Genomic DNA, 19,972 nt, shown 5'->3' with positions numbered 1-19,972 from the left:
GCCAACCAAGGTTGGCACCTACCAGGGCGATGCATCGGTTGTTGCAGGGGTAGTGCCGGCCGCTGGCCGGCAACCGGTTTTGGTAGATGCCGACCTCGGTCGGCGCTGTGGGTTCGTGCCAACCAAGGTTGGCACCTACCAAGGCGATGCGGCGGTTGTTGCAGGGGGTAGCGCCGGCCGCTGGCCGGCAACCGGTTTTGGTAGATGTCGACCTTGGTCGACGCTGTGGGTTTCGTGCCAACCAAGGTTGGCACCTACCAGGGCGATCGCGGGTATCAGAGCAGCCCTTCGCGCTTCACCGCCAGATAGCGTTCCACCAGCGCGCCGGGCAGGGCATCGGCGGTCACGTCCAGCACCATCACCTTTTCGCTGCGCAGGGCCTCATGCGCCTTCGCGCGTTGCTGCAGGTACAGCGCGGCGGCACCGGCCTGGGTGGCGTCTTCCAGTGTCTGCACCTCGCCCTCCAGTGCGCCGTCCAGCTCGCGTTCGCGCAGGCTGGCCACGCACACCAGGTGGCGCCGCTGCAGCAGGCGCACTGCCGCCAGCAGGTCTTCGATGTCCTCATCACGCACGTTGCTGACCAGCATCACCAGCGCACGCCGGCGCTGGCGCAGCGACACCTCGGTGGCGGCGGCCAGGTAATCGGTGGCCACCGCGCGTGGCTGCAGGTCGTAGCTGGCGCGCAGCAGGTGCTCGACCGTACCCATGCCGCGCTGCGGCGCCACCCAGCGGCGTTCGCCCCCGGCAGCGTACAGGCCGGCAGCGTCGCCTTGGCGCAGCGCCAGGTAAGCCACCACCAGCGAGGCGTTCAAGGCATGGTCGAAGTGCGAGAGCCCGCCTTCGCTGGCCAGCATGCGCCGGCCACTGTCCAGCATCAGCAGCAGCTGCTGGTTCTTCTCGTCCTGGTATTCGCGCGAGATCAGCTTGCGCGCACGGGCGGTGGCCTTCCAGTCGAGCTGGCGCAGGCTGTCGCCGATGCGGTACTCGCGCATCTGGTGGAAATCGGTGCCTTCGCCACGGCGGCGCTTCACGTGCGCACCAACCAGCCGCGAGGCCTGGTCGGCACTGAACAATGCGAAGCGGGTGAGCGGCACGAAGTTCGGATAGACCCGCACCTCCAGCGCCGGCGGCAGCGTGCGTTGCTGCCACCACAGGCGCCACGGCGAACGCATGCGCAGGTGCACCCCCTCGAAGCGGAAGTGCCCACGCTGCAGCGGCTGCAGGTGGTAGTGCAGGGTGGACGCCGTACCGGCCTGCAGGCGCACGCGCTGCGGCAGCGCTTCCAGCGGCCAGCCGCCGGGCACCAGGTCGAACACCTGCACCGTCATCGATTGCTCGGCCTGCAGGCGCAGCGCCGCCTCGCGGCGCACGCCCAGCGCCAGCGCTTCGGGCAGCTCGCGCTGTACCTGCGGCGACGGACGCCGCGACTGCCGCCACAGATCCCACAAGGCGGGCAGCGCGATGACGACGGCTGCCAGCGCCCAGCTCCAGCGCGGCAGCCACCCGCCCAGCACCAGGCCGCCCAAGGCAGCCCAGGCCAGCAGCAGCGCCAGCAGCAGCGGGGCCGGTCTCATCGGCGCGGTGCTTCCACCTTGGCCAGCAGCGCGCCCAGCACGTCGTCGGCGTCCTGGCCTTCGATCTGCAGCTCCGGGGCCAGTGCAATGCGGTGGCGCAGCGCCGGGCGCGCAATGTCGCGCACGTCGTCCGGCGTGACGAAGTCACGGCCGGCCAGCACCGCCTGCGCGCGCGAGGCACGCACCAGCGCGATGCTGCCGCGGGGGCCAGCGCCGACCGCGATGCCCGGCCACTGCCTCGTGGCCGCCACAATCCGCACCGCGTAGTCGATCACTTCGTCATCGACGGTGATCGCCGCGGTCGCGCGCTGCAGTTCCAGCAGCTCGCCGGCCCCCAATACACGCGGCACCTGGCTCAGGTCGAAATCGCTGGCGGCACGGCCACTGGTGATCGCGGTCACCATGCGCTTCTCGGCCTCCAGCTGCGGGTAGTCGATCAGCACCTTCAGCAGGAAGCGGTCCAGCTGTGCTTCCGGCAACGGGTAGGTGCCTTCCTGTTCCAGCGGGTTCTGCGTAGCCAGCGCCATGAACGGCGGCGCCAGGGTGAAGGCCTTGCCTTCGATGGTCACCTGGCCTTCCTGCATCACTTCCAGCAGGGCCGACTGGGTCTTGGCCGGGGCACGGTTGATCTCGTCGGCCAACAGCAGGTTGGTGAACACCGGGCCGCGACGGATCTTGAAGCTCTCGCTCTTCGGGTCGTACACCGCGTGGCCACTGACGTCGCTGGGCATCAGGTCGGGGGTGAACTGCACGCGCCCGTAGTCCAGCTCCAGGGCCTGTGCCAGTGCACGCACCAGCAGGGTCTTGCCCAGACCGGGCACGCCTTCGATCAGCACGTGGCCACCGGCCAGCAGCGCCACCAGGATCTGGTCCAGTACATCGGCCTGGCCGATGAAGGCGTGTCCAACGGCGGTGCGGATGGCATCGACGCGTTCGATCAGGCGGGCGTTGGCGGCCGCCGGCAGCTCGGGGACTTCGGTCATAGCAGGGATCTCATCTGGAGCAGCAAGCGGATGCGCTCGCGCAGGGCGGAGGAATCGTGCGGTGGCGGGGGCGTGAGCGCGCTGGCAACACGGCCTTGCGGCCATTTCAGCAGCTCGGCGATGGCCTGATCGCGCGGCGCACCGTCCAGTGCAGCGGCTACTGGTGCGCGCAGGCGCAGGCGATGCAGGAACAGGACGAACACGGCGTCGTACAGGCGCGTGCCGTGGCCGAAGCGCAGCAGCAGCTCGCCACTGGCACGCACGTGTTCCAGCAGCGAGCGGCGTTCCAGCACCGGCGACGGCAGCAGGCTGCCGAAGCGCTGCGAGCGGGCCCACAACCAGCCCAGCAGGGCCAGCAGCAGCGGCGCCCACAGCGGCCAGCCCTGGTAGAACAGGCGCGCCCACAGTGACGGCGGGCGGCTGGCATAGACCAGCCAGAACGCTCCCTTGCCGTAATTCGGGTCGAGCAGGTAACGGGTCAGGTCGCGGTGCGAGAGATCGTGCAGGCCATCACTGGCCCTGCCTGCGGCCGACGCCAGGCGTGCCGCCGGCGAATCCACCTCGCCGCGCATGAATTCCATGTCGGCCAGCACGCTCACCTTGCCCTGGCCATGGCGCAGGCGCGCGAACACCAGGTTGCGCTCGTTGCCCCAGCGCCGTTCGGCCCGCGCATTGGCGGCAAAGCCCAGCGTGAAGCGACGGCCGCCGCAGAACTCGACGTGGCTGGGATCATCGATGACGTGGAATGGCTGGCAGTCACTCTGCTGATACAGGCTGTCCACGCCCAGCTGGTCCAGCAGGGGCCCCTGCGTGCTGCTGGCGTCGTCCTCGGCGGGCGGCGGCGTACGCACCAGCAGATGGCCACCACCATCAACCCAGGCCAGCAGGGCCCTGGCCGCCGGTGCCGGCAGTTCGCTGCTGTCCTGCAGCAGCACCACCGTATCGTGCGGGCCCAGCGCCATCTGCTGCAGGTCCAGCCGCGGCCGCGAGTGCACCTCGATGCCATCGGCACGCAGGGCCTGGCCCAGCACGTACAGCGGGTTGTAGCCAGCTTCGCCCTGCGGCGGCAGCTGCACGGTCTCGGTCACGCGTTCGTGCGTGCGCAGGTAAAGGATCGTCAGCGGCACGCCGAACAGCACCAGCGCGCCCAGCAGCAGCGACCAGAACAGGCGCGGACTCATGCCAGCCACCTGTACTGCCGGCGCAGGGTATCGGCCAATGCATCGAAATCGGCGCGGCTGGGCAGGCGGCCACCGTAGGCGGCGTACTGCCACATGCGCACGATGCGCGCGAACAGGTCACGGTCGGTGGCATCGGGCATGCGCCGCGACGCGCGCAGGCATTGCGCTTCGGTAGCACCGGGCGGAAGCGCGATGCCGCTGCGCTCGCCCACCGTGCGCACGCTGGCGCGGTACAGCAGGGCCAGCGCCTGCCGCGGCCGCCCCTGGTCCCACAGCAGGCCGGCCTGGGTGGCCACGTCCGGCGGCAGCACGACCGGCAGTTCCACCGGTTCTTCCACTACCTGCGGTGCGGCCTCGGCCTTGCGCCGGCCACTGCCGCGCAGCCACGGCAGCCACAGCCGCGCGGTCAGCAGCAGCACCAGCAGCAGGATGCCGAGCAGGCCCCACAGGCCCCACTCGGCCAGGCGTGCCAGCCAGGCGATGCCGTCCTTGCGCGCTTTGCGTTCACCCTTGCTGTTGGTGTCACGCTGCAGCTGCTTGTCTTCCTTCTTTTTTTCCTCGGCCTGCTCGATCGGCTTCCAGCGCGTGACCTGGCGGGTCGGGCGCTGCAGCGGGTCCTCATAGGCGCGGTTAACCGCCTGGCGGAAGCCGGCGGTGTCCACTGGCGCTGCACCGAAGATCATGGCCGGTGTATTGGCCGGATCGTTCGCCGTAGTGGCCGGTTCCTCCGCGCTGTCCTCGTCCTCTCCGGCATCGTCCGCCTGTTCTGCGGCCGTCTGCGCGTCCTGCGCATGCACTGGCGCGGAGGCCAGCGGCAGGGCAAGGCACAGCAGCAGGGCCAGCGTCGATGCCGCCGGCAGCAGCCGCTCGCGCAGGCGGCGCAGGGCGATCTCCACGTCCCACGCTTCCATCTGCGTGCGCCGGTTCAAGTACAGGCCGAAGCCGGCGCCGACGTAGAACGGACCGATCAGCAACGAGGCCAGCCAGCACGCCAGGTTGAAGCCGGCCCGCGCCCAGGCGGGTGTGTCCTGGCCGATCATGTCCCACGCGGCACGCCATGATTCGGACATCAGCTCCAGCGGCATGAACATGAACACCGCGCCGATCGCACCGGACACCAGCACCGCTTCAAACGCCATGCAGGCCACGGTCAGCACGGCGGCGGCACCCGCCGCACCAGCGGCCACAGCGCGGCGGCGTGCACCGCGCTGGGCCGGCGCATTGCCCTCCAGCAGGTTCACCGGCAGGCACAGGCTGCGCAGCACGCTGAAACGGCGCCAGCCCAGGTAGCCCCAGAAACCTGCATTGCCCCAGCTGCGTTGCGCGCGCAGGGCCGCCAGCGTACCGACCGGCTCGCCGAAGATGCCACGCGACAGCACGTACAGCGGCGCCCGTTCGAACAGCGGCTTGCACCACCACATTGCCAGCCACGCCCAGCCGAATGCATCCAGCCACCAACCCAGCGCGTTGAAGACCACGAACAGCGGCGCACTGGCCAGCAGCCAGCTGCCCCATACCGCGCGTGCGTGGCGGCGCGACAGGGCACTGCCCAGCTCCATTGCTTCCCAGCCGCTGCGCGCGCGCAGCACCACGTCCAGGTGGTCAATGCGCATGGCCGCCTCCGCGTCCGCCGCGCCACAGCCACAGCAGCACGCCGGCCCACAGCATGCCGGCCACGCTGAACTTGCCCCACGCCGGCACGTCGGCAATCGACGACCAGAAGGCTTCGATGAACGCGGCCACCAGCAGCATGAACGCCACGCCCAGGCACAGGCGCGCACCGATGCGGCCGCCCTCGACCAGTGCATCCAGGCGGCTGCGCCGGCCGGGTGCCAGCAGTTTCATGCCCAGCTGCAGACCGGCACCGCCGGCGATCACGATCGCGGTCAGCTCGAAGGCACCATGGCCTGCGACGAAGCGCCAGAACGGATCACCATGGCCGATGTGCTGCAGGTGGCCCGCCACCGAACCGATGATCACGCCGTTGAACAGCAGCACCAGCAGCGTGCCCAGGCCGGCCAGCAGGCCGCTGGCGAAGGTACGCAGGGCGATGCTGATGTTGTTGAGGATGTAGTGGCCGAACATCATCCAGTCGGTGCCGCTGTCGCGTCCCAGGCGCTCGGCGGCCGGATCGTACATGCGCTCCATCTCGGCGATCTGGCGGTTGTCCATCACCATGTGGATCAGGTCCGGATAGACCTGCACCAGCACGAAGCAGGCCAGCGCCGGCAGCGCGAACATCGCCAGCGCCACCCACATGCTGCGCGCCTGGCTGCGCACCAGCAACGGGAAGTCGGCCACCAGGAATTCCAGCGCACCGCGCCAGCGCGTCGGCGGCGTGCGGTACAGCACGCTGTGGCCCTGCTGCATCAACTGCTGCAGGCGCTGCACCAGCTGCGGGCTGTAGCCGCGCTCGCGGGCCAGCGCCAGCTGCTGGCACAGGCGCCGGTAGCGCTGCGGGAAGGCGGTATCGTCCAGCGCGAGCGCGCTGGCCTTGCGCCGCGTGCGGCGCGAAGCACCGGCGCGCAGCAGCAGCCAGTGTTCCAGGTCCTGCCATTCCTGCTGGTAGCGGGCGACGAACTGTTCCTGCTTCATCGCCGCCCCAGCAGCCAGTTGGCCATGGCATACAGGCGCAGCACGCCGACCTGGCCGTGGGTGCCGGTCAGTGGCTCGGCAATGCCGGCCAGTTCCTGCTGGCGTGCCGCCGACAGCCGCGGCGCGCGCTCGGCGAAGGCCATCAGCGCCGCCTGTTCTTCCGGTCGCAGCGGCTGCGGCGGGGCCAGCACGCTGTCGATGGTGGGCGGAGGCGGCAGGTACAGCACCGGTGCATGCACCACCACGGTACCGGCCACCAGGTCGCCGAGGCGGCGGCCGTGGGAATCGAACAGGCTGCTGATCAGGCCCAGTGCATAGCCGAACGGCAGCATGTCCACGGTGCGCAGCAGGTTGCGGGTGATGGCGGCCATCCAGCCCACCGGCGCGCCATCGCGCGCGAGCACGTGCAGGCCCAGTGCGCGCTTGCCCAGGGTGCGGCCCCACCGCGCTTCGCAGACGATCGGGTAGGCCCAATAGACCAGGAACATCAGCACCAGGCCGAGCCCGGAGCCGAACGAATCCAGCAGTGCCAGCGGAATCGACATCAGCACCAGCACCGCGATGCGCACGCCCAGATCGATCAGCCAGGCCATCGCCCGGGGCACCGGGCCGGCCGCCGGCAACTGCAGCGGCACACCCTCCGGCGTCACCACCTCGCGGTAGGTATCGAGCATCGGTGCGGCCATCAGTGCGATGGCCTTCGTTGTGGGCGGCGGAGTCCTCTCCGGCAGGCAGCCACAGGCATGGGGGTCTCGACAGGTCCTGGTCGGGCCCAGACTTTAGCAGAGCCGCATGGCGGCGTTGGCCGTTCAGCCCAGGTATTCGTCCTTCAGCCGCACGTAGTGGTCGGCCGAATAGTGCAGCGACTCGATCTCCTTGTCGCTCAGCGTGCGCGCCGGGCGGGCCGGGTTGCCCACCCAGAGCTCACCTTCACCGACCACCTTGCCCGGGCCGACCACCGCTCCGGCACCGACGAAGCCATGGCGTTCCACACGGGCGCCATCGAGGATGCAGGCGCCCATGCCGATCAGGCTGTAATCACCGATGGTGCAGGCGTGGATGATGCAGCCATGGCCGACGGTCACGCCTTCGCCGATCAGGGTCGGGTAACCGGCCTTGTTGTACGGGCTGTGGTGGCTGACGTGGATGATGGTGCCGTCCTGCACATTGGTGCGCGCACCGATGCGGACGTAATTGACGTCGCCGCGGATGATCGTACCCGGCCACACTGATACGTCCTCGGCCAGTTCCACGTCACCGATGAGGGTGCAGGCCGGATCGATGTACACGCGCTGGCCGAGGACGGGCATCTTGTCGCGGAAGGGGCGCAGCGGGTTCATCGGTGTCTCCGGAAATCAGGGCGTTCACCGCGATGATACCTGCGTGGTAGTGCCGGCCGCTGGCCGGCAACGTCATGGGCGTACCTGGAATTCTGCGGTTGCCGGCCAGCGGCCGGCACTACCCGAGTCAGGTGCAGCCGCTCAGATCGGCGCGTGCTCGGCCAGCATCTGCCGGAACAGCTCATCCAGCCACGCCGCATCACCGTGTCCAGCGGGCAGCTGCGGCGCCTGCGCAGTCCGGATGGCCAGTTCACGATCGATGAAATCGCTGATCGCCGCGATGCGTGGTCCGGCACTGACCTCGGCACTGGCGCGTTTAACCGGCAGCAGGGCATCGATGGCTTCACGCACCGGGCCGTGCGGCAGCAGCCGGTCCAGCAGGTCCTCGAAGGCCATCGGCGGGGGGGTCTGTTCGTGCTCGATCCACTGGCAGGCCAGCAGTGGGCGCAGCACGTACAGGTACTTCTTCGTGCGTACCGTTTCGCCACGCAGGTAACCGCGATGGTTCGAGCGCGCCATGTTGAAGTAGTGCCACCACGTGCCCAGTGGTGAATAGAACGACTCAGCTGCCTTCCAAAGCTGCGACACTGCGGTGTGATCCTGCTGGTAGATGATCGGCGAGCGCAGCCATTCAATCAGTGTCGGATTGGATTTTGAAACCAGGCGCAATGCCTTGCGCAGGTCCCAGCCGCTGACATCGAGCTCATCGTCGATCGGCAGTTCGATCACGTCCCGCTGCGCATCGCCGGGGCCGGTGCTCTCGTTGACGGTGAGATACCACGGCTGGCGATGCACGTAGATGAAGCGTGCATCGTAATCGCTGTCCGGCGAAGAGAAGCCCCAGCCACGGCTGCCGGACTCGCACGCCAGCAGAACGCGCACGTCGTGTCGCCGTTCGATGTCGGCGAGGCTGGAAAGAATGGCGGCGCGCTTGCCCGGCGCGATCGGGTGGATGTCGTCCATGCAGTCGTGATCCGTTGATGTCGAGCGTGCTCGACTGTAGCGCAGTTGCGCACGGGTAGTGCCGGCCGCTGGCCGGCAACCTCAATGGACGCACCTGGAATTCTGCGGTTGCCGGCCAGCGGCCGGCACTACCGGCTAGGGTTCGTAGCTGTAGCCCATGCCGTACACCGAACGGATCGGTTCGCCTTCCATGCCGGCGTCGGCCAGCTTGCGGCGCAGGTTGCGCACATGGCTGTCGACGGTGCGGTCGACCACTACGCGGTGGTCCAGGTAGAGGCGGTCGAGCAGCTCATCGCGCGCCCAGATCCGGCCGGGCGTGGCCAGCAGGGTGCGCAGCAGGCGGTATTCCACCGGCGTCAGGTCCAGGCCCTTGCCGTTCCAGGTGGCGCGTGCCGCCGGTTCGTCGATATGCAGGCCGCTGTTGGCGCGTGCAGCGGGGTCCGGGCGGTAACGGCGCAGCACCGCCACCACCCGCGCGACCACTTCGCGCGGACTGAACGGCTTGCAGATGTAGTCGTCGGCACCGATGTCCAGGCCCAGCAGGCGGTCGATCTCTTCCACCCGCGCGGTGACCATGATCACCGGTACGTCGCTGCCGGCGCGCAGTTCGCGGCACAGGTCCACGCCATCGCGTTGCGGCAGCATCAGGTCCAGCAGCACCAGGTCGGGCTGGTAGCGCGCGAATGCGTCGATCACCTGGCCGCCATCGTCCACCCATTCGCTGGTCATGCCGGCGGCGGCCAGGTAGTCGCGCAGCACCGAGGCCAGGCGTGGCTCATCCTCGACGATCAGGATCTTCGCGGACGCGGCGGGGGACAGGCTCATGCGGACTCCGGCAGGGTGACGACCACGCGCAGCCCGCCCAGCGGCGAGGGCTCGGCGTGGATATGGCCGTGGTGGGCGAGGATGATGTTGTGGCTGATGGCCAGGCCCAGCCCGCTGCCGCCGCTGGCGCGGTTGCGCGAACTCTCCACCCGGTAGAAGCGCTCGAACAGCAGCGCGCACTTGTCGGCCGGTACGCCCGGCGCGGTGTCTTCCACGATCAGCTGCACGCCGGCGGGCACGCGCGCAGCCTGCACGCGCACGCGGCCGCCGCCATGGGTATAGCGCAGTGCGTTTTCCAGCAGGTTGGCCAGCACCTGCTGCAGGCGGCGCTCGTCACCGGACACCTGCAGCGGTGTGGCGGGCAGCGCTTCTTCCAGTGCCAGCCCCGCCGTGGAGAAGCGCACGCGCATGCCATTGAGCTCGCTACGCAGCAGCGCCACCAGGTCCAGCGGGGCGAAGCGGTAGGCCAGGCCACCGGACTGGGTCATCGACAGGTCGTGCAGGTCGTCGATCAGCTTGCCCAGCTGGCGGATCTCGCCCTGCAGGGCACCCAGGTTGGCGCGGTCCAGCGGGCGGATGCCGTCCTCGATCGCCTCCAGTTCGGCGCGCACCACCGCCAGCGGCGTGCGCAGTTCGTGCGAGATGTCGGCGATGAAGGCGCGGCGGTTGCGCTCGGTGTCGTCCAGCGCCTGCGCCATCCGGTTGAAGTCGTTGACCAGTGCATCCAGCTCGTCATCGCTGGTGCGCTCGATGCGGGTGGCGTAGTCGCCGGCGGCGAGCCGGTGGGTGGCGGCGGCCAGCTTGGCCAGGCGCTGGCGCAGCGCGCGCGACACCAGCCAGGCCAGCACTACGGTCACCAGCAGCAGCGAGATGCCGATCACCCACCATGCGCGCACCTGGGTGTTGTAGAAATTCAGGTCGTTGGTGGCGATGACGGTCTGGAACGGCACCATGCCCAGCCAGCCGACGGTGTGTCCGTCCACCTGCACACTGTGCGGCTCGTCGTCGCTGATCGCGTCCGGGTTGCCGGCCACGAACCGATGCTGCGCATCGAACAGGCCCAGCCGCGAGGGAACGCCGGTCTGGTCGGACAGCGGCGGCACGGGCCCCTCGTGCCCATGGCCCAGGTCCGGGCGCAGCAGCCGCGCCCAGCGGTCACTGTCACCGCGCAGATGCTCCCAGCCGCCGTGCGTGCGGTACTCGCGCTGCAGGTGTGGCATCACGCGCTGCATGCGCAGGTCGCCCTGGTCGTTGAGGTAGTCCAGGAAGCCGGTCTGGAACGCCACGCGGCTGGCAATGCCGTTCACTGCCAGCACCAGCAGGCAGGCGGTGAAGATCGCGAGGAAGGTCTTCGCGGTCAGGCCGAATTTGAATCGAATCTTCGCCATCGCCGGGCCATTAGCGGCGCATGCGGCGCCGAAAGCAAGCGCCCGCTGAGCCGGTCGCACAATCTCCATATTCTCTGCACACTTTCACGGCAGCGTGCACGGGTCAACGAAAGGCCCCCACGCCCCCCATGTCACTCCTGCGTCCGCTGTTCCGCTTCCCCCGTGCGTTGTTGCTGCCCCTGCTGCTGGCCCTGGCGGCCTGCTCGGCGGGCAGGACCGAGGCCCCGGCCACCCCCGAAGTCGGCGTCATCACCGCCCGCGCGCAACCGCTGGCACTGCAGCAGACCCTGCCCGGCCGGGCGGTGCCGTTCGAGGTGTCCGAGGTGCGGCCGCAGATCGGTGGGCTGATCCGCCAGCGGTTGTTCACCGAAGGCCAGCAGGTCAAGGCCGGGCAGCTGCTGTACCAGGTCGATCCGGCGCCGTACCAGGCCGCCTTCGATACCGCGCGTGGCCAGCTGGCGCAGGCCGAGGCCGCTGTGCTGTCGGCGCAGCCGAAGGCTGAGCGCACCCGTACGCTGCTGGGCATGGACGCGGCCAGCAAGCAGGACGCCGACGATGCGACCTCGGCACTGAAGCAGGCCCAGGCCAACGTGATTGCCGCGCGCGCGGCATTGCAGGCCGCCCGCATCAACCTCGACTACACCCGGGTGACCGCACCGATCGACGGCCGCATCGGTACCTCCAGCGTCACCGCCGGCGCGCTGATCGCCGCCGGCCAGGACGCGGCGCTGGCGACCATTCAACGGCTGGACCCGGTCTATCTGGATGTGACCCAGTCCAGCACGCAGATGCTGGCGCTGCGCAAGCAGCTCGACGCCGGCCTGGTGAAGGCCATCGATGGCAAGGCCCAGGTGAAGGTGCTGCTGGAGGACGGCAGCACCTATGCCCATGAGGGCACGCTGGAGTTCGTCGGCAGCGCAGTCGATCCAGGCACCGGCAACGTGGTGCTGCGCGCGGTCATTCCGAACCCGGAGGGCCTGCTTCTGCCGGGCATGTACCTGAAGGCGGTGTTGCCGATGGCCACCGATGCGCGTGCCCTGCTGGTGCCGCAGAAGGCGGTGCTGCGCAATGAACGTGGCGAGCCGCTGCTGCGCCTGCTCGACGCAAAGGATCGCGTGGTCGAGCGGCGGGTCAGCACCGGCCAGGTGGTGGGCAACCAGTGGCAGATCACGCAGGGCCTGAAGGCTGGCGAGCGGGTGATCGTCAGCAACGGCAGTGCGGTAGCGCTGGGCCAGCAGGTGAAGGCGGTGGCGGCCACCACGGCGCAGCTGGCGGCGATGCCGGCGGTCGACCCGAACGGCAACACCGACGAAAAGTCGCACTGAGGCCTGCCGCGCATGGTTCGTTTCTTCATCGACCGGCCGATCTTTGCCTGGGTGATCGCCATCGCGGTCAGCCTGCTCGGCCTGCTCGCGATCCTGATCCTGCCGGTGGACCGCTACCCGCAGATCGCCCCGCCCACCATCACCATCCGCGCCACCTACACCGGCGCCTCGTCGCAGACCGTGGAAAACGCGGTCACCCAGGTCATCGAGCAGTCCCAGCAGAGCCTGGACCACCTGATGTACATGACCTCGACCAGTGCTTCCGATGGCTCGGCGCAGGTCAACCTGGTGTTCGCCACCGGCACCAACCCGGACACCGCGCAGGTGCAGGTGCAGAACCAGCTGCAGGCCGCGATGGCGACGCTGCCGCAGGCGGTGCAGCAGAACGGCCTGACCATCACCAAGTCCAGCGGTTCGATCTTCGAGGTGCTGTCGTTCACCAGCGAAGACGGCAGCATGGACAACTTCGATGTCGCCAACTTCATGGAAGCGCGCATCGACGACCAGATCAGCCGCGTCAGCGGTGTCGGCAACATCCAGCCGATCGGCCAGGAATACGCCATGCGGATCTGGCTGGACCCGGAAAAGATGCGCCAGTACGCGCTGATGCCGTCGGACATCGAGACCGCACTGCAGGCGCAGAACACCGACGTGTCGGCCGGTGAACTCGGTGGCCAGCCGGCGCTGAAGGGCCAGCAGCTGGACGCGACCGTGACCGCGCGCAGCCGCCTGCACACGCCCGAGCAGTTCGCGCAGGTGGTGCTCAAGGCCGATGCCAATGGCAGCGTGGTGCACCTGGGCGACGTGGCGACGATCGGCCTGGGCCCGGAAAGCTATGACAGCATCAGCACGTTCAACGGCAAGCCGTCGGCCTCGCTGGGCATCGAGCTCAACGCCGGTGCCAACGCCATCGCCGTCTCCAAGGCCGTCGAGGCACGACTGCAGCAGCTGCAGAAGTACTGGCCGCATGGCTACACCTACCACGTGGCGTTCACCACCACGCCGTTCGTGACCATCTCGCTGAAGGAAGTGGTGATCACCCTGATCGAGGCGATCGCGCTGGTCGTGCTGGTGATGTACCTGTTCCTGCAGAACTGGCGGGCCACGCTGGTCCCGACCATCGCGGTGCCGGTGGTGCTGCTGGGCACCTTCGGCGTGCTGGCCGCCTTCGGCTATTCGATCAATACGCTGACCATGTTCGCGCTGGTGCTGGCCATCGGCCTGCTGGTGGACGACGCCATCGTGGTGGTGGAGAACGTGGAGCGGGTGATGACCTTCGAAGGGCTGGCACCGAAGCCAGCCACGTTGAAGGCGATGGGCCAGATCACCGGCGCGCTGGTCGGCATCGTGCTGGTGCTGACCGCGGTGTTCCTGCCGATGGCGTTCTTCAGCGGTGTCACCGGCGTGATCTATCGCCAGTTCTCGGTGACGATCGCCGCTGCGATGATCCTGTCGGTGCTGGTGGCGATGACCATCACCCCGGCGCTGTGCGGCAGCATCCTGCACCAGATTCCCAAGGGCGGCCATCCGCATGGCGACCACGCTGGCGAGCCGGGCCTGCTGGGCAAGTTCTTCATCTGGTTCAACCATCGCTTCGAGCGCACCTCCAACCGACTGCGCCATCGCGTCGACCGCTTCCTCGGCCGGCGCACGCTGGGCGTACTGTTCTACCTGGTGCTGAGCGTGGCCACCGGCCTGTTGTTGTGGCACCTGCCGGGCGCGTTCCTGCCCGATGAAGACCAGGGCATGCTCAACGCGCTGGTGAAGCTGCCCGCCGGGTCCACCCTGGAGCAGACCCGTGCCGTGATGGATCGCCTGAGCGCCGCCGCGGTGAAGGACGACAGCGTACTGTCAATCCAGGCCACCGCAGGTTTCAGTGTCAGCGGCAGTGGCCAGAACGTCGGCCAGGCCTTCATCCGGCTCAAGGATTGGGACGACCGCAAGGACGATGCCGATACCATCGCCGCGCGCTTGACCGCGGCCATGGCCAGCGTGCCCGATGCGCAGGTGTTCATCACCTCGCCACCGGCCATCCTCGGCCTCGGCGATGCCGGTGGCTTCACCCTGGAACTGCAGGACGAAGGCGGTGCCGGCCATGCCGCCGCCGTGGCCGCGCGCAACACGCTGCTGAAGGAGGCTGCCAAGGATCCGAAGCTGGTCAACGTGCGCTACGCCAGCCTGGAAGACGCGCCGGTGTACGCGGTGAAGGTGGACGACGCCAAGGCGCAGGCGATGGGCGTGAATCCGCAGGACATCAATGACACCTTGAACGCCGCGCTGGGTGGCGACTTCGTCAACAACTTCATCTACAAGGGCCGCATCAAGAAGGTGTTCATCCAGGGCACGGCCGAAGCCCGCATGCAGCCGCAGGACATCGAGCGCTGGAGCGTGCGCAACCAGGCCGGGCAGATGGTACCGCTGTCGTCGCTGGTCAGCGCGCACTGGACCAGTGCGCCGGCCGCGCTGCAGCGCTACAACGGCGTCTCGGCGATGGAGATCACCGGCCAGCCGGCACCGGGCGTCAGTTCCGGCGAGGCGATGGCCGAGATCGCACGCCTGGCCGACACGCTGCCGGAAGGCTTCAGCCATGCCTGGTCGGACATGGCCTACCAGGAACAGCTGTCGGGCAACCAGGCGCCGATGCTGTATGCCATCTCGCTGCTGTTCGTGTTCCTGTGCCTGGCCGCGCTGTATGAAAGCTGGGCGGTACCGTTCGCGGTGATGCTGGCGGTGCCGGTAGGCGTGTTCGGCGCCGTGCTGATGATGAACCTGCGTGGCCTCAACAACGACGTGTACTTCCAGGTCGGTCTGTTGACCACGATTGGCTTGGCTGCGAAGAACGGCATCCTGATCGTCGAGTTCGCGCGCATCCTCGAGCAGCAGGGCAAGCGCACCCGCGAAGCGATCCTGCAGGCGGTCTACCTGCGGCTGCGCCCGATCGTGATGACCTCGCTGGCATTCCTGATGGGTGTGCTGCCGCTGGTGTTCGCCACCGGCGCCGGTTCGGCCGCGCGCCGTTCGCTGGGTACCGGCGTGGCCGGCGGTACGGTCGCCTCGATGGTGCTGGGCATGTTCTTCGTGCCGTTGTTCTACCTGCTGGTGCGCCGCCTGTTCCCGGGCCGCGCGCCGGCCGACGCCACTGCCCCGGAGGCACGCCCATGAAGGCGATGCTGCTGCGCGCCCTGGCGGCCGCAACGATGACCACCGTGCTGGGCGGCTGCGAGAGCATGGCCCCGCACTACCAGCGCCCCGAGGCGCCGGTGCCGGCACAGTTCGCCAATGCCGCCACCGGCGAGACCGGGCCAGCACTGGCGATGCCGGCCTGGCGCGAGGTGTTCCTGGAGCCGCGCCTGCAGCAGGTCATCGCGCTGGCACTGCAGAACAACCGCGACCTGCGCGTGGCGGTGCTGCAGGTGGAGAAGGAACGCGCGCAGTACCGCATCCAGCGCGCGGCGCTGCTGCCGTCGGTGGATGCCAGCGGCAGCGTGACCCGTTCGCGGGTGAGTGATGCCAACAGCGAGATCGGCGTCAGCCAGGTGACCGAATCCGATGCCGTGCAGGTGGGCTTCAGCAGCTGGGAACTGGACCTGTTCGGGCGCATCCGCAGCCTGAAGAACGAGGCGCTGCAGAACTGGCTGGCCAGTGCCGAGAACCAGCGTGCGGCGCGCACCAGCCTGGTCGCCGAAGTGGCCACGGCCTGGCTGGCGCTGGCGGCCGACGAGCAGTCGCTGGCGTTCACCCGGCAGACGCTGGACAGTCAGCAGCAGACCCTGCAGCGCACCGAGGCCCGCCATGCACAAGGCCTGGCCTCGGGCCTGGACCTGTCGCAGGTGCAGACCAGTGTGGACGCCGCGCGCGCTGCGCTGGCCAGGCTGCAGACCCAGCAGGCGCAGGATCGTGATGCGCTGCAGTTACTGGTGGGTGCTCCGCTGGACGCGGCATTGCTGCCCAGCGCACAGGCACTGGACGGCACCGTGGCGCTGGCGCCGTTGCCTTCCAACCTGCCCTCGAGCGTGCTGCTGCAGCGTCCGGACGTGCTGTCCGCCGAACACGCGTTGCAGGCGGCCAACGCCGATATCGGCGCCGCGCGCGCCGCGTTCTTCCCGACGCTGACGCTGACTGCCAACTACGGCCACAGCTCCACCGCGTTGTCGACGCTGTTCTCGGCCGGCACCCGCGGCTGGTCGTTCGCGCCCAGCATCACGGCGCCGATCTTCCACGCCGGTGCGTTGAAGGCCTCACTGGATGCCTCGAAGATTGGCAAGGACATCGGCATCGCGCAGTACGAGAAGGCGATCCAGCAGGCCTTCAGTGAAGTGGCCGATGCCCTGGCCACGCGCGATCACCTGGGCGCGCAGATGGAGGCACAACGGGCACTGGTCGCCGCCAGCCAGCGCAGCTACACGCTGGCCGAGGCGCGCTATCGCACCGGGCTGGACGGCTATCTGCAGGCGCTGGATGCGCAGCGCAGCCTGTTTGCCGCGCAGCAGGACCTGATCGCGCTGCAGCAGCAGGAAGCGGGAAACCGGGTGACGCTGTTCAAGGTGCTGGGCGGTGGCGCAGACGCACGGTAACGCGCCCTGCTCTGGTAGGTGCCGACCTTGGTCGGCACGGAAGCATGGAGTGTCGCGATCTGATGATTCGTGCCGACCAAGGTCGGCACCCACCAAGGCAGATTCATGTGCCGACCCAAGTCGGCACCCACCAGAAGCGGACGGTGCTGCCTACGCCACGCGGCCCCGGCGTGCACGCTCCAGGTGCACCAGCAGCAGCGAGATTGCCGCCGGGGTCATGCCCGGGATGCGCTGCGCCTGGCCGATGGTCTGTGGGCGCACGCGCTCCAGCTTCTGCAGGGCTTCGGCCGACAGCCCGCGCACCGCGGCGTAGTCGAAGGCTTCAGCGATCGGCGTGGCTTCATGCCGCTGCTGGCGCTCGATCTCCTCGCGCTGGCGGTCCAGGTAGCCGGCGTACTTCACGCCGATCTCCACCTGCTCGGCCACCTTGGCGTCGGCCACGGCCGGGCCCAGCGACGGCACCTGCATCAGCTGCGCGTAATCCAGCTCGGGGCGCTTGATCAGGTCCAGCACGTTGGTTTCGCGGCTGACCGCCACGCCCAGCGTGTCCTGCACTTCGCGGCCCAGCGCATTGGCCGGGGTCGCCCACAGCGCGCCCAGGCGCGCGCGCTCGGCGGCGACGGCGGCCTGCTTGGTCTCGAACGCGCTCCAGCGCTGGTCATCCACCAGGCCCATCTCGCGGCCGGCCGGGGTCAGGCGCTGGTCGGCGTTGTCCTCGCGCAGCTGCAGGCGGTATTCGGCGCGGCTGGTGAACATGCGGTACGGCTCGTTGGTACCGTGGGTGATCAGGTCATCCACCAGCACGCCCAGGTAGGCCTCGTCGCGACGCGGGCACCAGCCGTCCAGCCCACGCACCTGGCGTGCGGCGTTGAGGCCGGCCAGCAGGCCCTGCGCGGCGGCTTCTTCATAGCCGGTGGTGCCGTTGATCTGGCCGGCGAAGAACAGGCCGTTGACCAGCTTGGTTTCCAGCGAAGCCTTCAACCCGCGTGGATCGAAGAAGTCGTACTCGATCGCGTAGCCGGGGCGGGTGATGTGCGCGTTGCCGAAGCCGCGGATGCTGCGCACCATCTCCAACTGCACGTCGAACGGCAGCGAGGTGGAGATGCCGTTGGGGTAGATCTCGACGATGCCCAGGCCTTCGGGTTCGACGAAGATCTGGTGGCTGGCCTTCTCGGCGAAGCGCACCACCTTGTCCTCGATGGACGGGCAGTAGCGCGGGCCGATGCCTTCGATCTGGCCGCTGTACAGCGGCGAGCGGTGCAGCGCGTCGCGGATGATCTGGTGGGTCTGTTCGGTGGTGTGGGTGATCCAGCAGCTGACCTGCTGCGGATGCTCGTCCACCGAACCCAGGAAGGACATCACCGGGCGCGGCAAGTCGCCGGGCTGCTCATCCATCACGCTGTAGTCCAGCGAGCGGCCGTCGATGCGCGGTGGCGTGCCGGTCTTCAGGCGGTCCACCTGGAACGGGCGCTCGCGCAGGCGCGCGGCCAGCGTGGTGGCCGGCGGGTCGCCCATGCGGCCGGCGGCGTACTGGGTCGGGCCGACATGGATCTTGCCGGCCAGGAAGGTGCCGGCGGTCAGCACCACGGCCTCGGCATCGAAGCGCAGGCCGGTCTGGGTGATGACCCCGCGCACGGCGTCGCCTTCGATGACCAGGTCATCGACGGCCGCCTGGAACACGGTCAGGTTGGCCTGGCCTTCAACGATGGCGCGGATCGCCATGCGGTACAGGTTGCGGTCGGCCTGGCAGCGGGTGGCGCGCACGGCCGGGCCCTTGGAGGCATTGAGGGTGCGCCACTGGATGCCGGCACGGTCGGCGGCATGCGCCATCGCACCGCCCAGGGCGTCGATTTCCTTGACCAGGTGGCCCTTGCCGATGCCTCCGATGGCCGGGTTGCAGCTCATCGCGCCCACCGTTTCGATGTTGTGGGTCAGCAGCAGGGTGCGCACGCCGGTACGGGCCGCGGCCAGCGCGGCTTCGGTGCCGGCGTGGCCACCGCCGATGACGATGACGTCGTAACGATGGAAGGACGGGTTCATGGGGCTGTTCAGCTGGGGGCGGGCGCGGCCGGGGCGCCGCCGGGGTGGCGATTTTAGCGCCATTCGGGGCCGCGGCGTCGGTGCCGGCCGGCCGGCGTCGAAATCAGCCCTAAAGTTGGCAGGATTATTGCAGATAACCCAATAGCACCCACCGTGGCTGGCGCCGCAGGCGCCCGTGACCGGAATTGGAACAGGGGCCGGTACAGGCGCACGGTGGGGGAGCAGAGGGCCGGCAGTCGGGGGACTGTCCGGCCCTGCTTTTTTTTTTGGGATTGCCGGGAAAGGCCCGACCACGCATGGCGTGGATCTACCGACGCTGGGGCTCTCTCCGGTTGGCGACCCGGCAAAACAGACGGCCCCGCAGTGCGGGGCCGTCTGTCTTCAGAGGTGCCGACATCCGACAGGGCCGGAACAGGGGGGATCCAGATGTTCCTGTCGGATATCGACGTAGAGATTTTTGCGGCGGCCCGTCTCGCTTTTTGTCACTTTGTGACGCGGGCCGTCACCGGTTCCGTAGAGTGCAACCTGGACCGGGTGAAATGCAAGACGGTTCAGCGCTCAACTGTGCGCTGCGTCCCACGATCCATGTTGCGCCACGGGGAACCGTTCATCCTCGGCGCGCTCGGCGCCGGGGTCGGACGGGCCGGCGGTGGCGGCGCCGACGGCTGGATGTTCGACTGCGGCGGGCGACGCATCGAGTCCATGTTCCGCCACGGCGAACCGCCGTTGTACGACGGCCGCGGCGGCGGCGGCGGACGGTTCTCGCCACCGTTGCCGGGCGGGCGCGGTGGCGGACGGTGGTTGTGCGGCGGGCGGTAGATCGGGCGCGAGTAGTACGGATTGCCATAGCCGCCGTAGTAGCCGCCATAGCCGCCGTAGTAAGGGTAGCCGTAGTTGTAGGGATAGCCGGCCGGGTAGCGGTACTCCACCGACGGCGCACCGTGGTAGTAGCTGCCGCTGCGGCCACCGCCGACATAGTCGTAGGTGGTGCAGCCGGTCAGGGCCAGCAACAGGCCACCGGCAAGCATCAGGCGCGTTTTCATGGTGGGTCCCCCCAGAGGACGGGTTGTGCAGTCAGCTTCGTGCGCAGGCGTTGAATCGGCCCTTAACTTCACTGGCCAGGATGAATGGAGGTGAAGGCCCTCATGCTGGCATGACCTGTGCCGGGGTCGCCAGCGTGGGGC

At 68.7% G+C, this 19,972-nt stretch carries 15 protein-coding genes; 3 read left to right on the top strand and 12 right to left on the bottom strand.

The genetic code is table 11. The annotated features are described in order from the left end of the window. Window positions 1-275: 275 nt before the first annotated feature. The 10 genes from AC5P8R_RS18215 to baeS form a co-directional block, all read right to left on the bottom strand. Entirely contained in the window at window positions 276-1,574 is a 1,299-nt protein-coding gene (locus tag AC5P8R_RS18215; RefSeq protein WP_014648783.1) for a DUF58 domain-containing protein, read from the bottom strand. After that, the gene (locus tag AC5P8R_RS18210; RefSeq protein WP_197621833.1) at window positions 1,571-2,557 is read right to left on the bottom strand and encodes an AAA family ATPase; all 987 of its coding nucleotides are present in this window, start codon (window positions 2,555-2,557) and stop codon (window positions 1,571-1,573) included. The genes AC5P8R_RS18215 and AC5P8R_RS18210 overlap by 4 nt, the downstream gene beginning before the upstream one ends. After that, window positions 2,554-3,738: a DUF4350 domain-containing protein gene (locus AC5P8R_RS18205; protein ID WP_495223703.1), complete on the bottom strand. Its 1,185-nt coding sequence runs from the start codon at window positions 3,736-3,738 to the stop codon at window positions 2,554-2,556. Before AC5P8R_RS18205 ends, AC5P8R_RS18210 begins: the two co-directional genes overlap by 4 nt. Next, complete coding sequence (locus AC5P8R_RS18200) at window positions 3,735-5,351, bottom strand: DUF4129 domain-containing protein (protein WP_495223702.1); 1,617 nt, start codon at window positions 5,349-5,351, stop codon at window positions 3,735-3,737. Before AC5P8R_RS18200 ends, AC5P8R_RS18205 begins: the two co-directional genes overlap by 4 nt. After that, window positions 5,341-6,333, bottom strand: coding sequence for a stage II sporulation protein M (locus AC5P8R_RS18195; RefSeq protein WP_014648779.1), 993 nt, complete (start codon window positions 6,331-6,333; stop codon window positions 5,341-5,343). The genes AC5P8R_RS18200 and AC5P8R_RS18195 overlap by 11 nt, the downstream gene beginning before the upstream one ends. Next, on the bottom strand, window positions 6,330-7,019 hold the full coding sequence (locus AC5P8R_RS18190) for an RDD family protein (protein WP_014648778.1): 690 nt from the start codon (window positions 7,017-7,019) through the stop codon (window positions 6,330-6,332). The genes AC5P8R_RS18195 and AC5P8R_RS18190 overlap by 4 nt, the downstream gene beginning before the upstream one ends. A gap of 123 nt (window positions 7,020-7,142) precedes the next feature. Continuing rightward, window positions 7,143-7,673, bottom strand: coding sequence for a gamma carbonic anhydrase family protein (locus AC5P8R_RS18185; protein ID WP_014648777.1), 531 nt, complete (start codon window positions 7,671-7,673; stop codon window positions 7,143-7,145). 141 nt (window positions 7,674-7,814) lie between these two features. Next, the gene (locus AC5P8R_RS18180) at window positions 7,815-8,636 is read right to left on the bottom strand and encodes a nucleotidyltransferase domain-containing protein (protein WP_495223701.1); all 822 of its coding nucleotides are present in this window, start codon (window positions 8,634-8,636) and stop codon (window positions 7,815-7,817) included. A gap of 135 nt (window positions 8,637-8,771) precedes the next feature. Beyond that, window positions 8,772-9,461: a response regulator gene (locus AC5P8R_RS18175; RefSeq protein ID WP_014648775.1), complete on the bottom strand. Its 690-nt coding sequence runs from the start codon at window positions 9,459-9,461 to the stop codon at window positions 8,772-8,774. Next, complete coding sequence (baeS, locus tag AC5P8R_RS18170; RefSeq protein ID WP_014648774.1) at window positions 9,458-10,849, bottom strand: sensor histidine kinase efflux regulator BaeS; 1,392 nt, start codon at window positions 10,847-10,849, stop codon at window positions 9,458-9,460. The genes AC5P8R_RS18175 and baeS overlap by 4 nt, the downstream gene beginning before the upstream one ends. 128 nt (window positions 10,850-10,977) lie before the next feature. Here baeS and smeA point away from each other — a divergent pair, with 128 nt between their 5' ends. Genes smeA through smeC form a run of 3 tightly spaced genes read left to right on the top strand, consistent with a single transcriptional unit; the run spans window position 10,978 to window position 16,748 of the window. Continuing rightward, complete coding sequence (gene smeA / locus AC5P8R_RS18165) at window positions 10,978-12,174, top strand: multidrug efflux RND transporter periplasmic adaptor subunit SmeA (RefSeq protein ID WP_329890718.1); 1,197 nt, start codon at window positions 10,978-10,980, stop codon at window positions 12,172-12,174. Window positions 12,175-12,186: 12 nt separating this feature from the next. Next, a complete protein-coding gene (gene smeB, locus AC5P8R_RS18160; protein ID WP_046433064.1) occupies window positions 12,187-15,336 on the top strand; it encodes a multidrug efflux RND transporter permease subunit SmeB in 3,150 nt (1,049 codons plus the stop codon). After that, a complete protein-coding gene (smeC, locus tag AC5P8R_RS18155) occupies window positions 15,333-16,748 on the top strand; it encodes a multidrug efflux transporter outer membrane subunit SmeC (RefSeq protein WP_495223700.1) in 1,416 nt (471 codons plus the stop codon). The genes smeB and smeC overlap by 4 nt, the downstream gene beginning before the upstream one ends. Window positions 16,749-16,898: 150 nt before the next feature. Here the strand turns inward: smeC and mnmG are convergent, their stop codons facing one another. Next, a complete protein-coding gene (gene mnmG / locus AC5P8R_RS18150; protein ID WP_495223699.1) occupies window positions 16,899-18,788 on the bottom strand; it encodes a tRNA uridine-5-carboxymethylaminomethyl(34) synthesis enzyme MnmG in 1,890 nt (629 codons plus the stop codon). Between the two features lie 551 nt (window positions 18,789-19,339). Further along, window positions 19,340-19,831: a hypothetical protein gene (locus AC5P8R_RS18145; RefSeq protein ID WP_032957537.1), complete on the bottom strand. Its 492-nt coding sequence runs from the start codon at window positions 19,829-19,831 to the stop codon at window positions 19,340-19,342. Window positions 19,832-19,972: the final 141 nt, after the last annotated feature.

Source organism: Stenotrophomonas sp. YJH_SMC_73 (genome assembly GCF_059370155.1).
The sequence above is the reverse complement of the archived record's forward strand: the minus strand, read 5'-3'. Positions and strand labels throughout refer to the sequence as shown.